At 38.4% G+C, this 18,275-nt stretch carries 14 protein-coding genes and 1 tRNA gene; 4 read left to right on the forward strand and 11 right to left on the reverse strand.

What is annotated here, in order from left to right; translation table 11 throughout:
- Positions 1-110: 110 nt before the first annotated feature.
- The gene (gene pckA, locus LBQ60_12550; GenBank protein MDR2038745.1) at positions 111-1,709 is read right to left on the reverse strand and encodes a phosphoenolpyruvate carboxykinase (ATP); all 1,599 of its coding nucleotides are present in this window, start codon (positions 1,707-1,709) and stop codon (positions 111-113) included.
- 210 nt (positions 1,710-1,919) lie between these two features.
- Here pckA and LBQ60_12555 point away from each other — a divergent pair.
- Positions 1,920-1,990, forward strand: a tRNA-Gln gene (locus tag LBQ60_12555).
- Between the two features lie 143 nt (positions 1,991-2,133).
- On the opposite strand, the gene LBQ60_12560 is transcribed toward LBQ60_12555, so the two are convergent.
- From LBQ60_12560 to guaB, 9 genes are all read right to left on the reverse strand, one after another.
- Positions 2,134-3,237 (reverse strand): aminoglycoside phosphotransferase family protein, encoded by a 1,104-nt coding sequence (locus tag LBQ60_12560; GenBank protein ID MDR2038746.1) that lies wholly within the window; start codon positions 3,235-3,237, stop codon positions 2,134-2,136.
- Positions 3,238-3,352: 115 nt separating this feature from the next.
- Positions 3,353-4,105 (reverse strand): alpha/beta hydrolase, encoded by a 753-nt coding sequence (locus LBQ60_12565; GenBank protein ID MDR2038747.1) that lies wholly within the window; start codon positions 4,103-4,105, stop codon positions 3,353-3,355.
- Positions 4,106-4,160: 55 nt separating this feature from the next.
- Positions 4,161-4,412 (reverse strand): ATP synthase F1 subunit epsilon, encoded by a 252-nt coding sequence (atpC, locus tag LBQ60_12570; protein ID MDR2038748.1) that lies wholly within the window; start codon positions 4,410-4,412, stop codon positions 4,161-4,163.
- A gap of 21 nt (positions 4,413-4,433) precedes the next feature.
- Positions 4,434-5,939, reverse strand: coding sequence for a F0F1 ATP synthase subunit beta (gene atpD, locus LBQ60_12575; protein MDR2038749.1), 1,506 nt, complete (start codon positions 5,937-5,939; stop codon positions 4,434-4,436).
- A gap of 224 nt (positions 5,940-6,163) precedes the next feature.
- The gene (gene bla, locus LBQ60_12580) at positions 6,164-8,623 is read right to left on the reverse strand and encodes a class A beta-lactamase, subclass A2 (protein MDR2038750.1); all 2,460 of its coding nucleotides are present in this window, start codon (positions 8,621-8,623) and stop codon (positions 6,164-6,166) included.
- Positions 8,624-8,625: 2 nt separating this feature from the next.
- Positions 8,626-9,966: a peptidylprolyl isomerase gene (locus LBQ60_12585; GenBank protein MDR2038751.1), complete on the reverse strand. Its 1,341-nt coding sequence runs from the start codon at positions 9,964-9,966 to the stop codon at positions 8,626-8,628.
- 25 nt (positions 9,967-9,991) lie between these two features.
- The gene (locus tag LBQ60_12590; protein ID MDR2038752.1) at positions 9,992-10,852 is read right to left on the reverse strand and encodes a hypothetical protein; all 861 of its coding nucleotides are present in this window, start codon (positions 10,850-10,852) and stop codon (positions 9,992-9,994) included.
- Entirely contained in the window at positions 10,852-12,435 is a 1,584-nt protein-coding gene (locus LBQ60_12595) for a peptidylprolyl isomerase (GenBank protein MDR2038753.1), read from the reverse strand. The genes LBQ60_12590 and LBQ60_12595 overlap by 1 nt, the downstream gene beginning before the upstream one ends.
- A 24-nt stretch (positions 12,436-12,459) precedes the next feature.
- A complete protein-coding gene (gene guaB / locus LBQ60_12600) occupies positions 12,460-13,926 on the reverse strand; it encodes an IMP dehydrogenase (GenBank protein MDR2038754.1) in 1,467 nt (488 codons plus the stop codon).
- Positions 13,927-14,277: 351 nt separating this feature from the next.
- On the opposite strand from guaB, the gene LBQ60_12605 reads away from it, so the two are divergent.
- From LBQ60_12605 to LBQ60_12615, 3 genes are all read left to right on the forward strand, one after another.
- Complete coding sequence (locus tag LBQ60_12605) at positions 14,278-15,585, forward strand: glycoside hydrolase family 140 protein (GenBank protein MDR2038755.1); 1,308 nt, start codon at positions 14,278-14,280, stop codon at positions 15,583-15,585.
- Between the two features lie 172 nt (positions 15,586-15,757).
- Positions 15,758-16,336, forward strand: a complete 579-nt coding sequence (locus LBQ60_12610; GenBank protein MDR2038756.1) for a 30S ribosomal protein S16 — start codon at positions 15,758-15,760, stop codon at positions 16,334-16,336.
- A gap of 69 nt (positions 16,337-16,405) precedes the next feature.
- Positions 16,406-16,912 carry a hypothetical protein gene (locus LBQ60_12615; protein MDR2038757.1) on the forward strand — a complete coding sequence of 169 codons (507 nt, stop codon included), beginning with the start codon at positions 16,406-16,408 and terminating at the stop codon, positions 16,910-16,912.
- Positions 16,913-16,916: 4 nt separating this feature from the next.
- Here the strand turns inward: LBQ60_12615 and LBQ60_12620 are convergent, their stop codons facing one another.
- Complete coding sequence (locus tag LBQ60_12620; GenBank protein ID MDR2038758.1) at positions 16,917-18,209, reverse strand: DUF5103 domain-containing protein; 1,293 nt, start codon at positions 18,207-18,209, stop codon at positions 16,917-16,919.
- Positions 18,210-18,275: the final 66 nt, after the last annotated feature.

Raw genomic sequence — 18,275 nt, forward strand, 5'->3', positions numbered from 1 at the left:
TGTTTCCGACGGCAAAAATAATAAAATACTCAGTATCTCCCCGACATAAAAAAAGAGAGATACGGATTTGTATCTCTCTTTGTAGCATTTTCCTGAAAACAGGAATTTGTTTACAGTTTAGGACCTGCAGAAATCAGGGCTTTACCTGCTTCAGTATCTGTATATTGCTCAAAATTTTTGATATACTTGGCAGCAAGTGATTTTGCTTTTTCTTCCCAATCCGATACATTGGAATATGTTTCACGAGGATCGAGGATACCTGTAGAAACATTATTCAATGCCTTAGGAGCTACCAGGTTCAGAATAGGAATATTCACTTTATCCGCTTTCTCGATCGATCCGTCAATAATAGCGTCGATAATGGCACGGGTATCTTTAATAGAGATACGTTTTCCGGTACCATTCCATCCTGTATTTACCAAATATGCAGTGGCATTATGCTTTTTCATTTTATCCGCCAATACCTTTGCATATACTGTCGGATGCAATGTTAAGAAAGCTTCGCCAAACGCAGGAGAGAAAGAAGGAACAGGCTCTGTAATACCCCGTTCTGTACCAGCCAGTTTAGAAGTATAACCACAAAGGAAATGGTATTGAGCCGATTTTTCATCCAGAATAGATACCGGAGGCAACACACCGAAGGCATCAGCACTTAAATATATAATTTTGGATGCATGTCCTGCTTTCGAAGGAAGAACGATTTTGTTGATATAATAAATAGGATAAGAAACCCGGGTATTTTCTGTCTTTGAAGCAGCTTTTGAATAGTCAGGGGTACCGTCCGCTTTTACAGTAACATTTTCCAATAAAGCATCGCGCCTGATAGCTCTCCAGATATCCGGTTCATTTTCTTCACTCAGATCCACTACTTTTGCATAGCAACCGCCTTCGTAGTTAAATACACCATGATCATCCCAACCATGTTCATCATCACCGATCAGGTAACGTTTCGGGTCGGCAGATAGAGTCGTTTTACCTGTACCCGACAAACCGAAGAACACAGCTACGTCACCTTCTTCACCAACGTTGGCAGAACAGTGCATAGAAGCGATTCCCTTCAATGGCAGGTAGAAGTTCATTAATGAGAAAATACCTTTCTTCATTTCACCGCCATACCAGGTACCACCGATTACCGCCATCTTTTGTGAAAGATTAAAAAGAACAAATACTTCGGAATTCAATCCATGTTCTTTCCATTTTGGATTGGTTACTTTAGAACCATTCATCACAACAAAATCCGGTTCGCCGAAGTTAGCTAACTCATATAAAGAAGGACGAATAAACATATTGGTTACAAAATGTGCCTGCCATGCTACTTCCATGATGAAGCGGACTTTCATGCGGGTATCTACATTGGTACCGCAAAAGCAATCCACTACATATAATTTCTTGGTCGAGCCCAGTTTTTCAGTTACCAGACCTTTGCAAAAATCCCAAACTCCGCTATTGATAGGACGGTTAATGGTACCATCCCACCACATATGTTTATCGGTGATCTCATCTTTTACAAAATACTTATCTTTAGGGGAACGGCCTGTGAAAATACCTGTGTCAACAGAAACCGCACCGGTTGAAGTTAATACGCCTCTTTCGAATCCTTCATTTTTAGGATCAACTTCAGCTTGATAAAGCTGCTCGTACGTCGGATTATGGACTATCTCAATATTGCCAGTATTGATGCCATACTTACTTAAATCTATTTTAGACATTTTTGTTAATTAAAGTGATTATTATATTATGTTATACTTCTTACATACAAGGCAATGTGAAAGATTTCCGGTAATTGGCAAATGCCCCTTATCCTGCACGATACAAATATAGTAAATTAATGAAAAACCTCTATTTTTTATCATATTTTTTTAAATTATCCGTATTTGATTGTTGTTTCTCAAAAAACGATTAATTTTGCAGTCGGAAATTGCCCTGTTGTGTAATGGTAGCACCGCAGATTCTGGTTCTGTTTGTCTGGGTTCGAATCCTAGCGGGGCAACAATGTGAATAGCAAATATTTACCTTCAAACAAAAAAAGAGTATCTGGATTCAGGTACTCTTTTTTGTTGCTTCATCTGTGAAACTTACTTTCAAAAAGGTACTGTAATATCACTTTACAGCACCTTTAATATTGATATATAACTATGCATTTGCGACTGCTTCCGATACAATCTGTTGCATTTGGTCGAACTTATCCTCCATATCCTGCAATAACTTGAATTGTGCTAATGTACGTTCCCAGTTATGTTCGGGAGAATGTATCTTATAGTATAGGTCACCATCAAGGTAATCGGCAAAAAAACGAACAGTCTGCATGTACGTCAATAATTTAGCCCCAAAAGCAAGATTTTCAATCTCAACAGGCGTAAGGAATGGTTTGGCTTTCTCAAGGTAACCTTTGGTATAAGCCTCAAAAATATCCATATTAATGGATACTTTGCTCAAATCTGTATCATCTTCTTTACCTGTATTGGCGCCGGTACGCATAAAATCCCCAAAATCACTCAGAACATACCCGGGCATTACCGTATCAAGGTCAACGACACATAACACCTGTCCGTCTTTATCAAACAATACATTATTTACTTTTGTATCGCAATGATTGATGCGCTTGGGTAACTTACCTTCCCGGTACATCCGTTCAGCCTTACACATTTCTTCGGCACGCTTTTCAATTTCATCGACCATGAATTTCGTTTTTTCCAAACGACCGGCCTTGTTGTCTTTAACAGCTTGCCTGAATGTTTCCAGACGTGCTTCCATATTATGAAAATTAGGTATGGTCTCTGCCAGAGGTTCTCCCGGCAAATCGGCCAGCATCGCCTGGAAATCGCCAAAAGCCTTTCCTGCCTGATAGGAAAATTCCGGATTAACGATATCATAACTAAAACTATCAGGGATAAAATATAATATTCGCCAGTAATTCCCCTCGTTGTCTTTGTAAAAAAGCTGGTTATCCTTGGTAGGTATCAACTGCAGCACACGGTTCTGAACATCTTTTACCCCGGCCTTTATCAGTTTTTCCTTAATATGGTTGGTTACGCGGAGAATATTATTCTGCAGTGCCGGTACATCTTTAAAGATATAATGGTTAATACGCTGCAATACATATTCCGGTGCACTTGCCGGAGTGGTTTCTACTTTGTATGAATCATTAATATGTCCTGCTCCAAGTGGCTTTACACTTTTCACATCACCTTGTATATTAAACCGTTCTACTATCAACTTTAATTGTTGCTCATTCATAATGTTCTTTTTTGGTGGTTAGGATACAATTAATTTTTGTAAGGGATAACACTTATCTAATAGCCAATCCGCTAATGACAAATATAAGTAATTGAAACGGTGAAAAAAATGATTTCTATTCGTTTTTTGTATCTTTCACTTTTTTTAAGAATACCATCAATGACATCCAACATTCATTAGATGTAGGGTTAATATCGTGTAGTGCAGCAATTCCCTGTGCTCCGTTACCAAAAGACGGCTGAAAACGGGTGATAAATGACTGTGGTATATTTTCCAATAAATTGGTCACAAAAGGATATTCATGTTGTGTAGTAGCTACAAAAAGTAATGTATTAAAACCTGAAAGCCACTCTCTTACAGATATAGTGGGTCCAAAATATTCTCCCGGACTAAATGCGGCCACTGCTGCAATCTTTTTATCCTGGTTGGCAATTTTCATCGCCAATGATGCAGAGAAAGTACTTCCAATAAGAATAATACATTGATTATGTGATGTTTTTGAAATGTAATCAATAGATGCGACCATGTCTTTTTCACAATCCGACATAGTAGACGGAAAATCTTTCTGCCGGGCAAGCTCAGAAGTTTCATTCCTAATATAGTTGCTTTCTTTACCATACCGTAAATCTACAGCCAGACAATTAAATCCAAGCTTTTGCAATTTCGGTGCAATATCGCGATATTCCCCCCTACTTTCGTTTTCTCCATGAAAGAGGATAATATGCGGACTATTTTTGTCGACACGATATAGATCGGCAGTCACAGTCAAATGATCCGCAGCTGTAAAAGTAATTTTTCGTTGTGCAAATGATGTAAGCGAAAATGACAATACAAAACACATGAACAACAGTCTAACTTTTTGAATCATAACTTATTGATTTTAAGTTAGAGAATATTCGTATCATAATGCAGAGGGCATCTTATTATTTTCCTTCGATAGAATCTACCAATACTATAATATGGTTATCCTTTACCTCAACTACACCATCAGTAGTTTGGTAATATTTAATTTCTCCGGTCTCTGTTTCGAACTTAAGTTCTCCGGGTGACAATATTGAAATAATGGCAGCATGATTCTTTAATATTTCAAAAGAACCATTGCTACCCGGAACTTTTACCAAATTTACCTCTCCTGAATATACATTCTTTTGAGGTGTCATTATTTCTAAAAGCATGATCCGTTTTTATTTAGATAATTATTTTGCCTCTTTCAAAAGCTGTTCTCCTTTTTCAATGGCTTCTTCAATTGTTCCAACCATACTGAAAGCAGCTTCCGGATATTTATCGACCTTCCCGTCCATAATCATGTTGAATCCTTTGATAGAATCCTCTACACTTACAAATACACCTGGACGTCCGGTAAATTGCTCAGCCACATGGAAAGGCTGAGATAAAAAGCGTTGGACTCTTCTGGCACGATGAACAATGATCTTGTCCTGCTCTGACAACTCATCCATCCCCAGGATAGCGATAATATCCTGCAACTCTTTATACCGTTGCAACAATTCTTTTACCCGCTGCGCCGTATCATAATGTTCCTTACCGACAATTTCCGGGGTAAGGATGCGCGACATTGAATCAAGTGGGTCTACTGCCGGATAAATACCTAATTCGGAAACTTTACGGCTAAGTACCGTTGTTGCATCCAGATGTACGAAAGTTGTCGCAGGCGCCGGATCCGTCAAGTCGTCAGCGGGTACATAAATGGCTTCCACAGACGTAATAGATCCATTCTTGGTAGATGTAATGCGTTCCTGCATTTGCCCCATTTCTGTGGCCAAAGTAGGCTGATAACCTACTGCAGAAGGCATACGTCCTAACAATGCAGAAACCTCTGACCCGGCCTGGGTAAAACGGAAAATATTGTCCACGAAAAACAAGATGTCTTTTCCTTTTCCCGTACCGTCGCCATCGCGAAAAGATTCTGCAATGGTTAAACCCGACAAAGCGACATTAGCACGCGCTCCCGGAGGTTCATTCATCTGGCCGAAGACCAAGGTTGCTTGCGATTCTTTTAGTTGTTCCTTGTCTACTTTTGACAAGTCCCAACCACCTTCTTCCATTGATTTTTTAAACTCTTCACCATATTTGATTACACCGGATTCTATCATTTCCCGGAGCAAATCATTACCTTCACGGGTACGTTCTCCTACTCCGGCAAAAACAGACATTCCTGAATATTTTTTCGCAATATTATTGATCAGTTCCATGATGATAACGGTCTTACCAACGCCTGCACCTCCGAGTAATCCGATCTTACCGCCTTTAGCATAAGGTTCCAATAAGTCGATTACTTTAATCCCGGTATACAACACCTCAGATTGAGTAGTAAGGTCTTCAAATTTAGGCGGTTCATTATGTATTCCGTAACCATCTTTCGATACCTGTTCCATTCCATCAATGGCATCACCAATGACATTCAGTAATCTTCCCCGGACATTATCTCCTTTAGGCATACGTATCGAACCTCCCGAAGAAACGACTTCCATTCCCCGCTGTAAGCCATCGGTAGAATCCATGGCTATGGTCCGCAATGTATTTTCGCCGATATCTTGTTGTACTTCCAAAACAATAACCTGCCCATCCGATTTCTTCACTTCCAATGCTTCATGAATGTGAGGCAATTCATCTGATGATTTTTCAAAGCTAACATCTACCACAGGGCCAATTACCTGTATAATCTCTCCAATAACTTGAGACATAATGCTGATATTTTATTTAATACTTCTCAATTTTGAAACCCTAAAGTTAAGGAACAATTTTTAATTTCCGACCAAATAATTTGACATTTATCCACGCAATAAATATTTACTCTCACAAGATCATTATACTACATAAAAATATAATTATCTCAGAAAGACCCGCGGGGAAATTATCGATTCATCGATTCTATAATTAAAACGAATGAACAGGCAAAAAGTTAAAATTATTTTTTCACATTATAAAAGTCCCAGGCTAATCGTGAGATATCAGCAATTATAGTAGCATTTGCCTGATCATCTTCATCTGAATCTGTTATAAATACAGCTATGATGTAATGGTTATTGCCGGATAAACGTACCACCCCTATATCATTATCTGCCATCTTTATTCCTTCATCATTTCTGAGTGAGCTGCCTGATTTATGGCCGACAATTGCTGTTTTAGGTAATTTTCCTTTGATTTTATCAGATCCGACAGAAGAGGTACTCATTAGTTTCCACAAAAAATTACGGCTACTCTCCGACAATATATCTTGCCTGTCAAGAATGGCTAATGCCTTTACCGCAGAATACGGGGTGGTCCAATTATTCAACATTTTTCCTGCATCCTCATGCATCTCCTGCTCCGTATTAACGATGGAAATATCGTTAACCCCGATACTCTTCACAATCTGCTCCACTCTTTTAGGACCGTTCATGAGCTTCAGAAGTATATCACAGGCATTATTGTCACTTTTAGAAACCATATATTCCAGTAACTCGGACAGGGTAAGGTTAACGTTTCCCTCCGGATGCTCATCCCTCAATGGACTATGTGTATCAGGTATCAGCTCCTCCTTGGTTACAAGTATCTTCTGATCCAGCTTCATACGGCCAAAGTCTACCAGCCTTAAAACAGACAGTGCTATATGGTACTTATAAACGCTTGCCATCGGAAAATGAAAATGACGATCAAACGTTAGTGTATCGTTGTCTCTCGAATCCATAATGGCCACACCTATCCTGGCCTTTTTACCTTGAATTAATATTTTGATCCTGTTCCTGAGAGAATCTATTGTCTCGGACTGGGCAAAATTAACGATACCCAATGTATCTTCATCATTCATTACTATTCGTTCCCCCCAATGGAATATTTCATTTTTATCCAAAGGGCGATGCTTGACCAGCCAGTTGAAACCAGTAAGGGTTAATTCTGTAGGATTAAACTCATTCTCTGGTATCAACTCTAAATCAGAAGGCCCTAGATGACTGACTTTTTCTGCTTTACGATCATTGATAGTGATGTCCATATCCGGACTGGATGATTTATTGACCCCGGTATAATCCTCTCCATCTTTAACATAATATATGGCTTCTCCGTCTCCGAATACCTTAACCCTGAATAACTCATTATCATCCCTGAAGAATCCTACTATTCTCTTTCCACGTATCTGGTTGAAACCCACCGTATCTTCCTGAGAAACTATGAATCCTTTATTTAATAAATTCATTTGCTTGGGTTTCTGCCTTTCGGTTTCTATTTCAATATATTCGGCTGTCATCTGGTTATCCTGCGACCATATTACAGGAAGGGTAAACATCCGGATCACCGAATCTTGAAGTGACATAGCCAGCGAATCGCACATGCCCTGCATATCCAGACTGTAAAATTTCACCTTATTATAAGCTTTCATGATCTTAAAGCCGGATGTATCAACATCTGACCGCAATGTATCAGAATGCATAAAAAGAGAGTCTTTTTCACCCGTCATGATCAACATTGCCTGATCGGTAAGCCAAGCCTTTTCAGATACATTATTGTAAGCCCCTTTTTGTCCTTGCAGGATGATATTATTGGTAGTATCTACAATTACAATGTTACTGAATGCCCGGCCATTTCCGGTTTGACTTTCATAATACAAAGTATCGGCATTGACCGTAGTACTTCCGCTTTTTATCCAAGCATTCTTCCTGAAAAGCGCTACCGTATCATTGGTATTGTACCAGCCAAGTTCGCAGAATATAGTGTCTTTCTCATTCACAACATGGGTAGGGCCAACAAAATCAGCAATTTTTGTTTGTACATTATAATTCAGGGTATCTGTTATGATTGTATAATCCGGGGTATTGAGTACCACATCTTTCTTAAAATAGAACATACTAATGTCCCTATAGTAATGCCCTTTTTTGCTGACCATATGGTTTCCCTTATTGAATATATCTGCTCCTACTACATAATAAGCAATATTTGTACTCAGGTCATAATACAAATGCTGGGTTTTCATAATAGCATCCTGATCTTCCAGAACAACATTACCCCATATCTCAGAAAAACTATCATCTCCCTGGTATTTAGCGAAATCCCCATCTACCGTACTTCCATCACTTTTTATAATATGCACGCGGCTAAATGCATCCAAACGATTTGTCTCGCTAAAATAATATGCACTATCACACGTCATGGTAATATCTCCATGCACCATTACCACACTATCAATCAAACGCATAGCATCTGGAGATATATCCGGTGCAGGCCTGCCTAGTGCATAGGAAACATATATTTCCTTAACTTCCGTGTCAGTTTGGGCCGATAAAGATATTGCCTGGAATAAAAAAACAGATATGATACATACATGTAAAAAGATCTTATACAATGTACAATGATGCTTCGTACATGATGTATTCTCGGTCATATCTTGTTTCATGCTTATTTCAACCAGTTATTATTATTCAGTCCGCACCTTTTAAAACTGTCATCGATATATATATAACTGCTTTCTATTTTTTCGTTGACCCAATCTTCGATAACAGACATCGATTTATTCTGCTGTGTGATACTTTGGAGATATGTATAGTCTTCTTTCAGGTTTGCCCGATGAGGATCTGTTAATGAATTAACCTTTAATATTTTATAAACCGGTCTTTGCTTTTCATCTTTTGATTCGAAAGGAGCCGATATCTCTCCTATTTTTAAATTTTTGATTACCTCATAATCAGATTTTTCCAAATGATTCATTTCAAAAGAAGTACTAAAATCATTTGGATTAATCATTACGCCTCCGTTGAAACGTGTATTTTCATCCTGGGAAAAATACAAAACAGCTTTATCCCAATCAATTTTTTCTTCCTTAATTAACTTAGCCACGCTGTCTAACCGTTGAGTTACAGTTTCAATAGCTTCAGGGTTGAGCTTGGGTTTCTTTATTATATGGCGTGTATTTACCTGATCCCCTCTTTTATCAATCAACTGTATAATATGGTAACCGAATTGTGTTTCAACGATACGGGATACATCTCCTTTATTTTTCAAGGCCCATGCAGCTTTTACATATTCCGGATCAAGGCCTTCCCCTTTACTCTGAAAGCCAATTTCCCCCCCGGTACGTACAGCTGCAGGTTCTTCAGAATAGAGAACAGCCAGTGTCCGGAAACTTCTACCGTTGATAATCTCTTTTCTCATATTAAGCAATTCCTGACGGACCTCGCTAATCGCTTCATCGCTGTAAGGCGGATACATCACTAACTGGGCAACCTCTACCTGGCCATTGATCAATGGAATACTATCCTTGGGTATTTTATTATAAAAACTACGTACTTCAGATGGAGTAACTTTAACATCTTTCAATATTTCTCCCTGCATTTTCTGGGCAAGCAGTTGGTCGTAAAGCGCACTGCGAAGATCATCTTTTATTTCATAAATACTTTTTTTGAAATATTCTTCCATCTTTTCCTGTGAACCGGTTTGCCTGATAAAAAATTCCAACCGGCGATTCAGTTCCTGTTCGACTTCACTACCTTCCACCACAAGACTATCAACTTCAGCTTGATTCATCATTAATTTCTGGGTCAGCAATTCTTCAAAGATCGAACATTTCATATCACCACGGACAGGTACTCCCTGTAATCTATACTGCAGATACATACCTTCAACATCCGATTGTTTGATATGTTTACTTCCTACGATGGCAACTATTTGATCAAGCATATATGGTTGTGCGTAAAGAGACACAGCATACAGGCCGAGGAACAAAAAAATGATTTTTTTCATTATATAATTCAATTTACTTGATGTCTTAATTAATGGGATATATTTCAAATTGCTTCTTTTTTAAAGCATCACTATATATTTTCTTTTCCAGATTGCTGATAAAATCCAGCTTTCTTTTATTGATAATGATATTTTTGACCTTTTCCCTTACAAAAGCTAAAGGCACAATATCTCCAGGCCCTTTTTTCTCCTTGATATTTACCAGAAAGATAAATTTATCATTTTGTTGTTCGATACGATTGCCATTTACAATTTGCTTTGATGCTGCTTCCGGTTGGGGCAACTCTTTTTCAATATCCGACCAAAAAATCCAGTCATCATTAAAGAAATCACATCTTAATGCATAAGTAGAACAATATTCGGTTAAACTTTGGATATCTTTTTCTTTATCAGAAATATACCATCGTTTCACATTGTATACGTTCGGTGCATCGGCAGGTAACTGGATATATAAAGCTTTTACGACGAATTCGTTCAAAATAAAATTAGCGGTATTATTGTCATAATAATCCTGTATCTCATCTCCAGATATCGTTGTATCCAATTTTTCATACAACATCTGGTCTTCATATTTATAAATTAATAAAGACGTCCGGTATGTTTCTATCTCTTTGGATATATCCAGCTGTTCCTTGGAAAGGTTTATTTCCGCCTTTCTCAAAAGAAGCTGGGTACTGATCCACTTATCAATATACAATCTAGCCATTGATAGGCTATCTTCTTTACTACTCCCTTTAGGAAATATATGCCTGATATCGCTAAAATACAAATTCTTGTTAAAAACCTTTGCCACAACCCTGTCCTCTTTAGAATCCGTGGAACAGGCCTGTAGTAACAGAATAAAGAAAAGAAAGTATATCCCGATATTTTTGTTCCAATTGACCATCAATCCCTTATTTTAGATTTTTTCTTTATATCAGCCCACATCTCCTTATTGACCGTAACCGGATATTCCTTTTTCAATCTTTTTATCCATTGGTTCTCGAGCTCTTTCCCGTATTCGGAGAGTACTTCCCCTCGGGTTTCCACAAAAGTCTTCCTGGATGGAGGATATATGGTATGAATGTCCAAAAATACAAATTTACTATCCCATTCCAATATCTTTGAAACACCTTTTTTCCAATTTATTTGATCAAAAATGCTATTCGTTCCCTTGGGTAAGGTCATACGGACAGTGTCCAAACACGGAGCGCCCCCGTCTGTTTCACAAAAATAGATAAACAAATTATTGGGTAAACTTCCTTTTCCCTCATTTGTTCTACCCACCAATCGACTGGCACGCATAGCAACTTCCTCACTGTTACAAAAGTACGCTGTTGCAACCATTCGTTTCTTCCAACGGAATTTACGTTTATTTTTCTGATAAAATTCCAACAACCCAACAGAATCCTGAGCTTTCTTTCGGACCTCGTTTTCTGTAATATATATCAACAGTAATCCATCGTGATATGTATTAATTACATTACGAAATGTATCATCTTCGGGAAAACGGGTCCTTTCGTAATCAAGCAATGAGCGACATACAAACTGATGATACAATATTTCTATACTTTTATGATCTTTATTTACACTCAAATACTGTACAAAATCGGAAAGCGGAACAATGATTCCTGCAAAAGAAAATAACGGACGATTCAAAGAATTAGTATATTCAGTTTCGGATAATAATGAGGTATTTTCAGAAAATGAGTATTTCTTTTTCAGATATGCAATATATTTATCTTTAGCCAGGTATAACCGATCGTTATTGCTGATCTTTCGACGCAAGTCAGGCAATGACTCTTCAAATGACGGGGGCGACTCAACCGCCCGGTGATCATATACCTTAATGAGATGATATCCCTGACTACTTCTGACAGGCAGTGAGATTGATCCGTCCAAAGCAAGGTATGCCGCAGTTTCAACAGGATATTCCAAATGAAAAACAGAAAAATATCCTAAGTCTCCATGATTCATCTTCGCAGAAGTATCATCGGAATAGATTCGGGCCATCTCTTCGAAATTTTCACCTGATATGATTTTATCCCGAATTTGCATGATACGGCGATATGCCGGAATAGTATCATCCCCGTCTACCTTTATCAGAATATGTGCTGCTTTTACTTCATAAAGGCTACGCTCATAAGCTTCCCTGAGTAACTGCTCGTTAACAATTTTGTCCATCTGGAACTTAATGGCATATTGGTCACTGTATTTTGTCCACTCGCAGATAAAGGAAGACAAGGTATCTATCCCGGCTGCTTTTGCAGCAATAATCTTAAGTTGATACTGTATATATTTTTCCAGGCATTCATCCAAGTCCTTTTTTTTCAATGTTTCATCCCTTTGGCAGATACGTTCAAAGTCGTTTATATCAAACATTTGATGACCAATCTGTACCAAAATCGACTCATTTGCACTGATTATGCCTGTACCTAAGAATATAAATACAGCCAGAAATAAAACTTTGATACCTGATGGGTAGGACACAGAACGTCTTTTTATGGAAACTTTTTATCTGCTGTAATTCGGGGCTTCCCGGGTAATTGTCACATCGTGTGGATGGCTTTCTTCGATACCTGAATTGGTGATGCGAACAAATTTGGCTTCATGTAAGGCTTCAATATCGGCAGCTCCACAATACCCCATCCCGGACCTCAATCCACCAACTATTTGATAAACAACTTCCGAAAGTGTTCCTTTGTAAGGTACACGAGCCTCTATTCCTTCCGGCACCAACTTCTTAACATCATCTTCCATATCCTGGAAATAACGGTCCTTCGATCCATTCTGCATGGCTTCAATAGATCCCATACCACGATATGATTTGTATTTCCTTCCGTTATAAATAATGGTGTCTCCGGGAGATTCATCTACGCCGGCAAGCAAGGATCCTGCCATAATACTATGGGCTCCTGCAGCCAACGCCTTTACAATATCTCCGGAATAACGTAAACCACCATCAGCAATTACAGGTATCTTGTAAGATTGTATGGCCTGGGATACGTTATATATGGCTGATAATTGAGGAACACCCACACCAGCGACCACACGTGTAGTACAAATAGATCCGGGTCCGATCCCGACCTTAACTCCGTCAGCTCCGACTTCTGCCAGTTTCCTGGCGGCATCACCTGTGGCTATATTTCCGGCAATGATATCAATTCCGGAAAATCGCTTCTTTGCTTTTCCCACCATATCGATCACGTTGATATGGTGCCCATGTGCCGTATCAATGATTACCGCGTCTACATCGGCTTTGACAAGGGCCTCAATTCTATCCAGCGTATCCGAAGTAACACCAACGGCAGCAGCAACACGCAAACGGCCGAATTCATCCTTACATGCATTCGGCCGGTCTTTTGCTTTCGTAATATCCTTATAAGTAATCAATCCAATAAGCTGCTGATTATCATCAACCACCGGTAGTTTTTCAATTTTATGGCGCTGAAGTATCTCTGCTGCTTTTTCAAGGTCAGTCCCTGCTGTAGCCGTAATGATCGAATCTTTGGTCATTACCTCTACGATAGGTCTTTTCAGATTATACTCAAAACGTAAATCCCGGTTAGTGACAATACCTACCAGCCGGCGGTTATCAATCACCGGTATACCACCGATCTTGAATTCCTGCATCAACTCTTTTGCTTTCCCTACGGTTGCATCGACATTGATGGTCACAGGATCGTAAATCATTCCGTTTTCGGCTCGTTTAACTATTTTTACCTGTTTTGCCTGCTCATCGATACCCATATTTTTGTGAATGACACCGATTCCTCCTTCGCGGGCCATGGCAATGGCCATCGTTGATTCGGTAACTGTATCCATAGCAGCAGAAATAACCGGAACGTTCAACTTGATATTCCGGGAGAACATGGTAGATAAACTAACATCGCGCGGAAGGGTTTCCGAATAGGCCGGAACCAACAATACGTCATCAAAGGTGAGACCTTCAAATAAAATTTTGTCTGTGAGGAATGACATGATCTTATGCTTTAAAAAATTTGGCAAATTTACGAAAATTTAGCCGAATGAACGATATCCTTTTTTCACTTTTACTCAACTAATCTACTATTCCCATTACAAAAGCTGCCCTTTACTGTGTTGTACTGATCTTTTTTTTACTGATATACAACACAAAAGAATTTTATTTGTTAAACTCTATATGAACTCGTTTTATCTTTCTCCGAATAAATCTGTTTGGTATGAATACCACAAGGAAAAAACTCTATATTGAATAGTACAAAAATCATGTTTTTATATATTTTTGTTAAAACTCAAATCTGTATCAGGAAAATCACGAATTACAATTGTCAATTTTTTAATAAAAGACTCATGAAATGGATGATTTCTATATTATGTTTATTTCTTTTTTTCACTGATCATGCTTCATCCCAGGTTTCTTTTCCACTTCAGATAAGCAGTAATCGTCGTTATTTAGAGGATCAGAATCACATTCCTTTTCTGTATCATGCGGATACCGGATGGGCATTGTATTTTGCGTTGACAAAAGACGAAATAAAAGAATATATCCAGGCCAGAAAAAACCAGGGATTTAACGTAATCCAAACAATATTAATGCTTCCCGACAGGGAAAACAGGGATGGGGTAAAGCCATTCCGGGATAATGATGATTTTTCAACGCTTAATGAAGCTTACTTCGATTTTGTTGAATGGGTATTGGCTTATGCAGAAAAAGAGAACATGTTAATGGGCATAGTGCCTATGTGGGTAAGTTGTTGTAAGGACGCATGGGGATGGGAAAATCGTCCGATGCAAAATAATGGTGTAGTGAAGGTAACTCGGTTTGGTAAATATATTGGTAAAAAATATGCCCACCATAAAAATATAATATGGATTTTGGGTGGAGATAACGACCCGTTAATAAACAGGGAAGAATTGAATGCGCTGGCAATAGCTATAAAACAGCAGGCTCCACATCAGTTACAGACTTATCATGCAGCATCAACACATTCGAGCCTGGATGTTTGGGACAACGCTACATGGCTTGACTTTTCAATGGTATATACTTATTTCAGGGGCTTCAATAAAGCCTGGACCAAAGATCAATTTGAGGTATACGAAGTTTCTAAAAAAGAATACTTGCGAAATAAAATGCCTTTCATACTGGGTGAATCTACTTATGAAGGAGAACATGGTGATTGGGGTTCCGCATTACAGGTACGCAAACAAGCGTGGTGGAGTCTGTTATCCGGAAGTTGTGGTCATGCATACGGATCACGGAATTGGGCATTTCCGGAAAACTGGCGGGAAATATTGAAATACCCCGGTGCAGCTTCATTGAAATATTTATATACATTTTTCACAGCTTTGGAGTGGACACTGCTGGAACCGGATTTTAACCATAAACTAATAGAGAACGGTGCCGGAACATATACATCCAATGATTGGGTGACTACTTCCATATCCCAAGATAAAAATTTTTCAGTCTCATATATACCTTCAAAAAGAACAATCAATGTTAACTTAAAGAGTTTAGCCGGAAAATATTTTAAACTCTCTTGGTTTAATCCCCGTTCGGGAGAATATATTTCAATCAGAAAATCGATAAATAATGAGGTAGTTATACTAGACACTCCCGATTCCAAAGATTGGGTCCTGTTTATACAGGCGATAACATAATATATTAAAAAGGAGTAAAAACAGCACACAATACTATCTAATATACAATAAATTATGTGTTTAGCTAAATAAATTAACAAAACAAATATTTTTTTATCCTATCCGGATAGGTAGTTTCATAAAAAACAGTACCTTTGCAGCCTCAAATTAATAATCATTAAAAAGTAAAATTATGCCTGTAAAGATCAGATTAACCAGACAAGGAAAAAAAGGTTATCCTTTTTACCACATTGTTGCAGCTGATAGCAGGGCGCCACGGGATGGCAAGTATATCGAAAGATTGGGTTCGTACAATCCGAACACACATCCGGCCACCGTCGAACTGGATTTCGACAAGGCCCTTACTTGGTTGAACAATGGAGCCCAACCGACCGAAACATGTAGAAATATCCTGTCCCATGAAGGTGTTTTGTTAAAAAAACATTTGCTGGAAGGAGTAAAGAAAGGGGCTTTTTCAGAATCAGAAGCTGAAACCCGTTTTGATAAATGGATTTCAGAAAAACGTTCCAAAGTAGAATCATTGAAAAACAATGCTACTAAAGAAAAGAACGAAGTTGCACGTAAGCGTCTTGAAGAGGAAATGAAAGCTAAAGAAGCTACAGCCCAGAAAGTAGCAGAAAAATTAGCAGCCCTTGAGCCTAAAGCTGAAGTTGCCGCTGAAGCAGAAGCATCTGCCGAAACCGCAGCAGAAGAGACCCCTGAAGTAGAAAATACCGAATCAGCGGAAGCATCTGAAACGCCTGCTGAATAAAAAATAATAAGCATTGGAAAAAACCCTTGGAGTTAATAACTTTGAGGGTTTTTTATTTAATCATGCAGGATGAATAAAGAGGCATTACATCAGTTGGGAAAGATTTCAAAAGCGCACGGCTTTTCGGGAGAATTAATACTCGTATCTGAGCATCAACTAGACGATAGTATGGAAAACCTGTCGGAAATATTTATTGTTGTTGATGGATTGCTGGTTCCTTTTCCTGTTGAGGAATTTTCTCTAAGATCAGATACCTCTGCACAGGTCAAATTGGAATTTGTCGATTCCCTGGATGAAACTTTTGAATTACTCGGCTGTGATGTATATGCAGATATTCCTTATCAGAAAGAGGAACAAAAACAAGAATGGGAAAAATGGATCGGTTTTACCTTACGTGATGACCGGTTTGGAGAAATAGGGATAATTGTGCAAATTGAAGATTTTAAAGGTAATATCGTATTACAGGTAGTGAAAGATCATAAGGAGATATTGATCTCCTTATTCCCAGAATTAATAATATCTGTTGACAAACAAGCGAAAGTACTACACGTTCGTACTCCTGACGGTTATTTTTAATCAGTTACTTATGCAACGTATTGACTACATTTACTCCGATTAAACGGTCATATCGCGATGTTCGGCTTCGATGGTACATGTATATGATATAATCGTTCTCAGTATCATAAAAACTACCTTCCAGCATCGTATCATCAATTACAGGGTGCTTAAAAGGGAGAAAAGCGTATCCGTAATTATAATACCCTTGTTTGAGTAGTATCCTAGCCTCGTATTGTCCTTTTTCAGGATTATACCTCATTAAATTATCCGGAGTACAGTTAAAATTAGTAAATGCACCATAAACATATACTTGTCCTTCATTCAGATCCTGAGGAGCTTTCAACGTAAAATGTACATATACATAATCTGTTTCAATATCAGGATTGTTTGTCTTTTCCGATTGAACGGAATACCTTCCGTTGAAGTCTTCATAAAAAAGATAGCGACTTGTATTACGCGACTCATCAGGGTAAAGATAAAAATGATAAGTCGGTGGTTCAAATTCGATCTTGGTCATACGGGTGGATGAATACCGGATACTTTTCGTATCTAATGGGCGAAACTCATTCCCGGCCTTAAATAATGTAGCTTTCTCCTGACGGTAATCCAGTTCGTTCTGACGAACAAATAGCGGCCGGATCCCGGTAAGAGCCATATTCCATTGGCCGTTTTTTATAATAACTGTTTTGATATCCTGATACGGGTTCTCTATCGGCTGAAGCGTCCGGGCAACAAAATCAACCTGTTGCCATTCATCCCGATAAGCGGTCAACCTGGCCTGATAAGCGGTTGCTGAAATTGTTACTGCGGATTCAGTTATACAAAAGCGCTTACATAATATCGGATTACGTTCATTGCCATTTTCATAAACCATGATTACATAATTTCCTGATAACTTAAGAGTGACATCTTCATTCGGTATAGATACCCGGTAATGGATATATGGTATCTGCGTGTTGAATGAGTACTCATAATTACGGATATAATTTACAGAAAAGCCTGTCATATAGTCAGTAGGTATCAGACGGGATTGTCGCCAGTCTGCATCGCAATGTATGATTGTGTAAGAATAATTCTTAGCATTCCGGGAAAGTTCATCAAATGATAACTCCATCGGGTTCTCATCTTCAATATGACTGATGGGATAAGAAATCTCCCATTCAGTTTTGATCAGACGAACCGTCTTCACAGATTCGTTAAAAACGGCATCAGGATAAATTCCATCAGGTGGATTATATTGAGCTTGAATAACCGGACAAAACAATCCGATAACGATCAAAAAAAAATAATCTAAGAATATTTTCGAAAGGGACATGATCAATTATTTCAACGAAAAAGGGGGAAACAAATTCTTTTATTTTATTTACCCCCTTTTTTAGAT

The sequence above is a fragment of the Bacteroidales bacterium genome (assembly GCA_031275285.1).
GTDB lineage: Bacteria > Bacteroidota > Bacteroidia > Bacteroidales > UBA4181 > JAIRLS01.

Bases quoted from the DNA above. Each gene is read 5' to 3' on its own strand.
- LBQ60_12585 (MDR2038751.1), bottom strand. From the start codon at position 9,966: ATGAAAAAAATCATTTTTTTGTTCCTCGGCCTGTATGCTGTGTCTCTT.
- pckA (MDR2038745.1), bottom strand. From the start codon at position 1,709: ATGTCTAAAATAGATTTAAGTAAGTATGGCATCAATACTGGCAATATT.
- bla (MDR2038750.1), bottom strand. From the start codon at position 8,623: ATGAAACAAGATATGACCGAGAATACATCATGTACGAAGCATCATTGT.
- LBQ60_12620 (MDR2038758.1), bottom strand. From the start codon at position 18,209: ATGTCCCTTTCGAAAATATTCTTAGATTATTTTTTTTTGATCGTTATC.
- guaB (MDR2038754.1), bottom strand. From the start codon at position 13,926: ATGTCATTCCTCACAGACAAAATTTTATTTGAAGGTCTCACCTTTGAT.
- LBQ60_12610 (MDR2038756.1), top strand. From the start codon at position 15,758: ATGCCTGTAAAGATCAGATTAACCAGACAAGGAAAAAAAGGTTATCCT.
- atpC (MDR2038748.1), bottom strand. From the start codon at position 4,412: ATGCTTTTAGAAATAATGACACCTCAAAAGAATGTATATTCAGGAGAG.
- LBQ60_12615 (MDR2038757.1), top strand. From the start codon at position 16,406: ATGAATAAAGAGGCATTACATCAGTTGGGAAAGATTTCAAAAGCGCAC.
- LBQ60_12560 (MDR2038746.1), bottom strand. From the start codon at position 3,237: ATGAATGAGCAACAATTAAAGTTGATAGTAGAACGGTTTAATATACAA.
- LBQ60_12565 (MDR2038747.1), bottom strand. From the start codon at position 4,105: ATGATTCAAAAAGTTAGACTGTTGTTCATGTGTTTTGTATTGTCATTT.
- atpD (MDR2038749.1), bottom strand. From the start codon at position 5,939: ATGTCTCAAGTTATTGGAGAGATTATACAGGTAATTGGCCCTGTGGTA.
- LBQ60_12590 (MDR2038752.1), bottom strand. From the start codon at position 10,852: ATGGTCAATTGGAACAAAAATATCGGGATATACTTTCTTTTCTTTATT.
- LBQ60_12605 (MDR2038755.1), top strand. From the start codon at position 14,278: ATGAAATGGATGATTTCTATATTATGTTTATTTCTTTTTTTCACTGAT.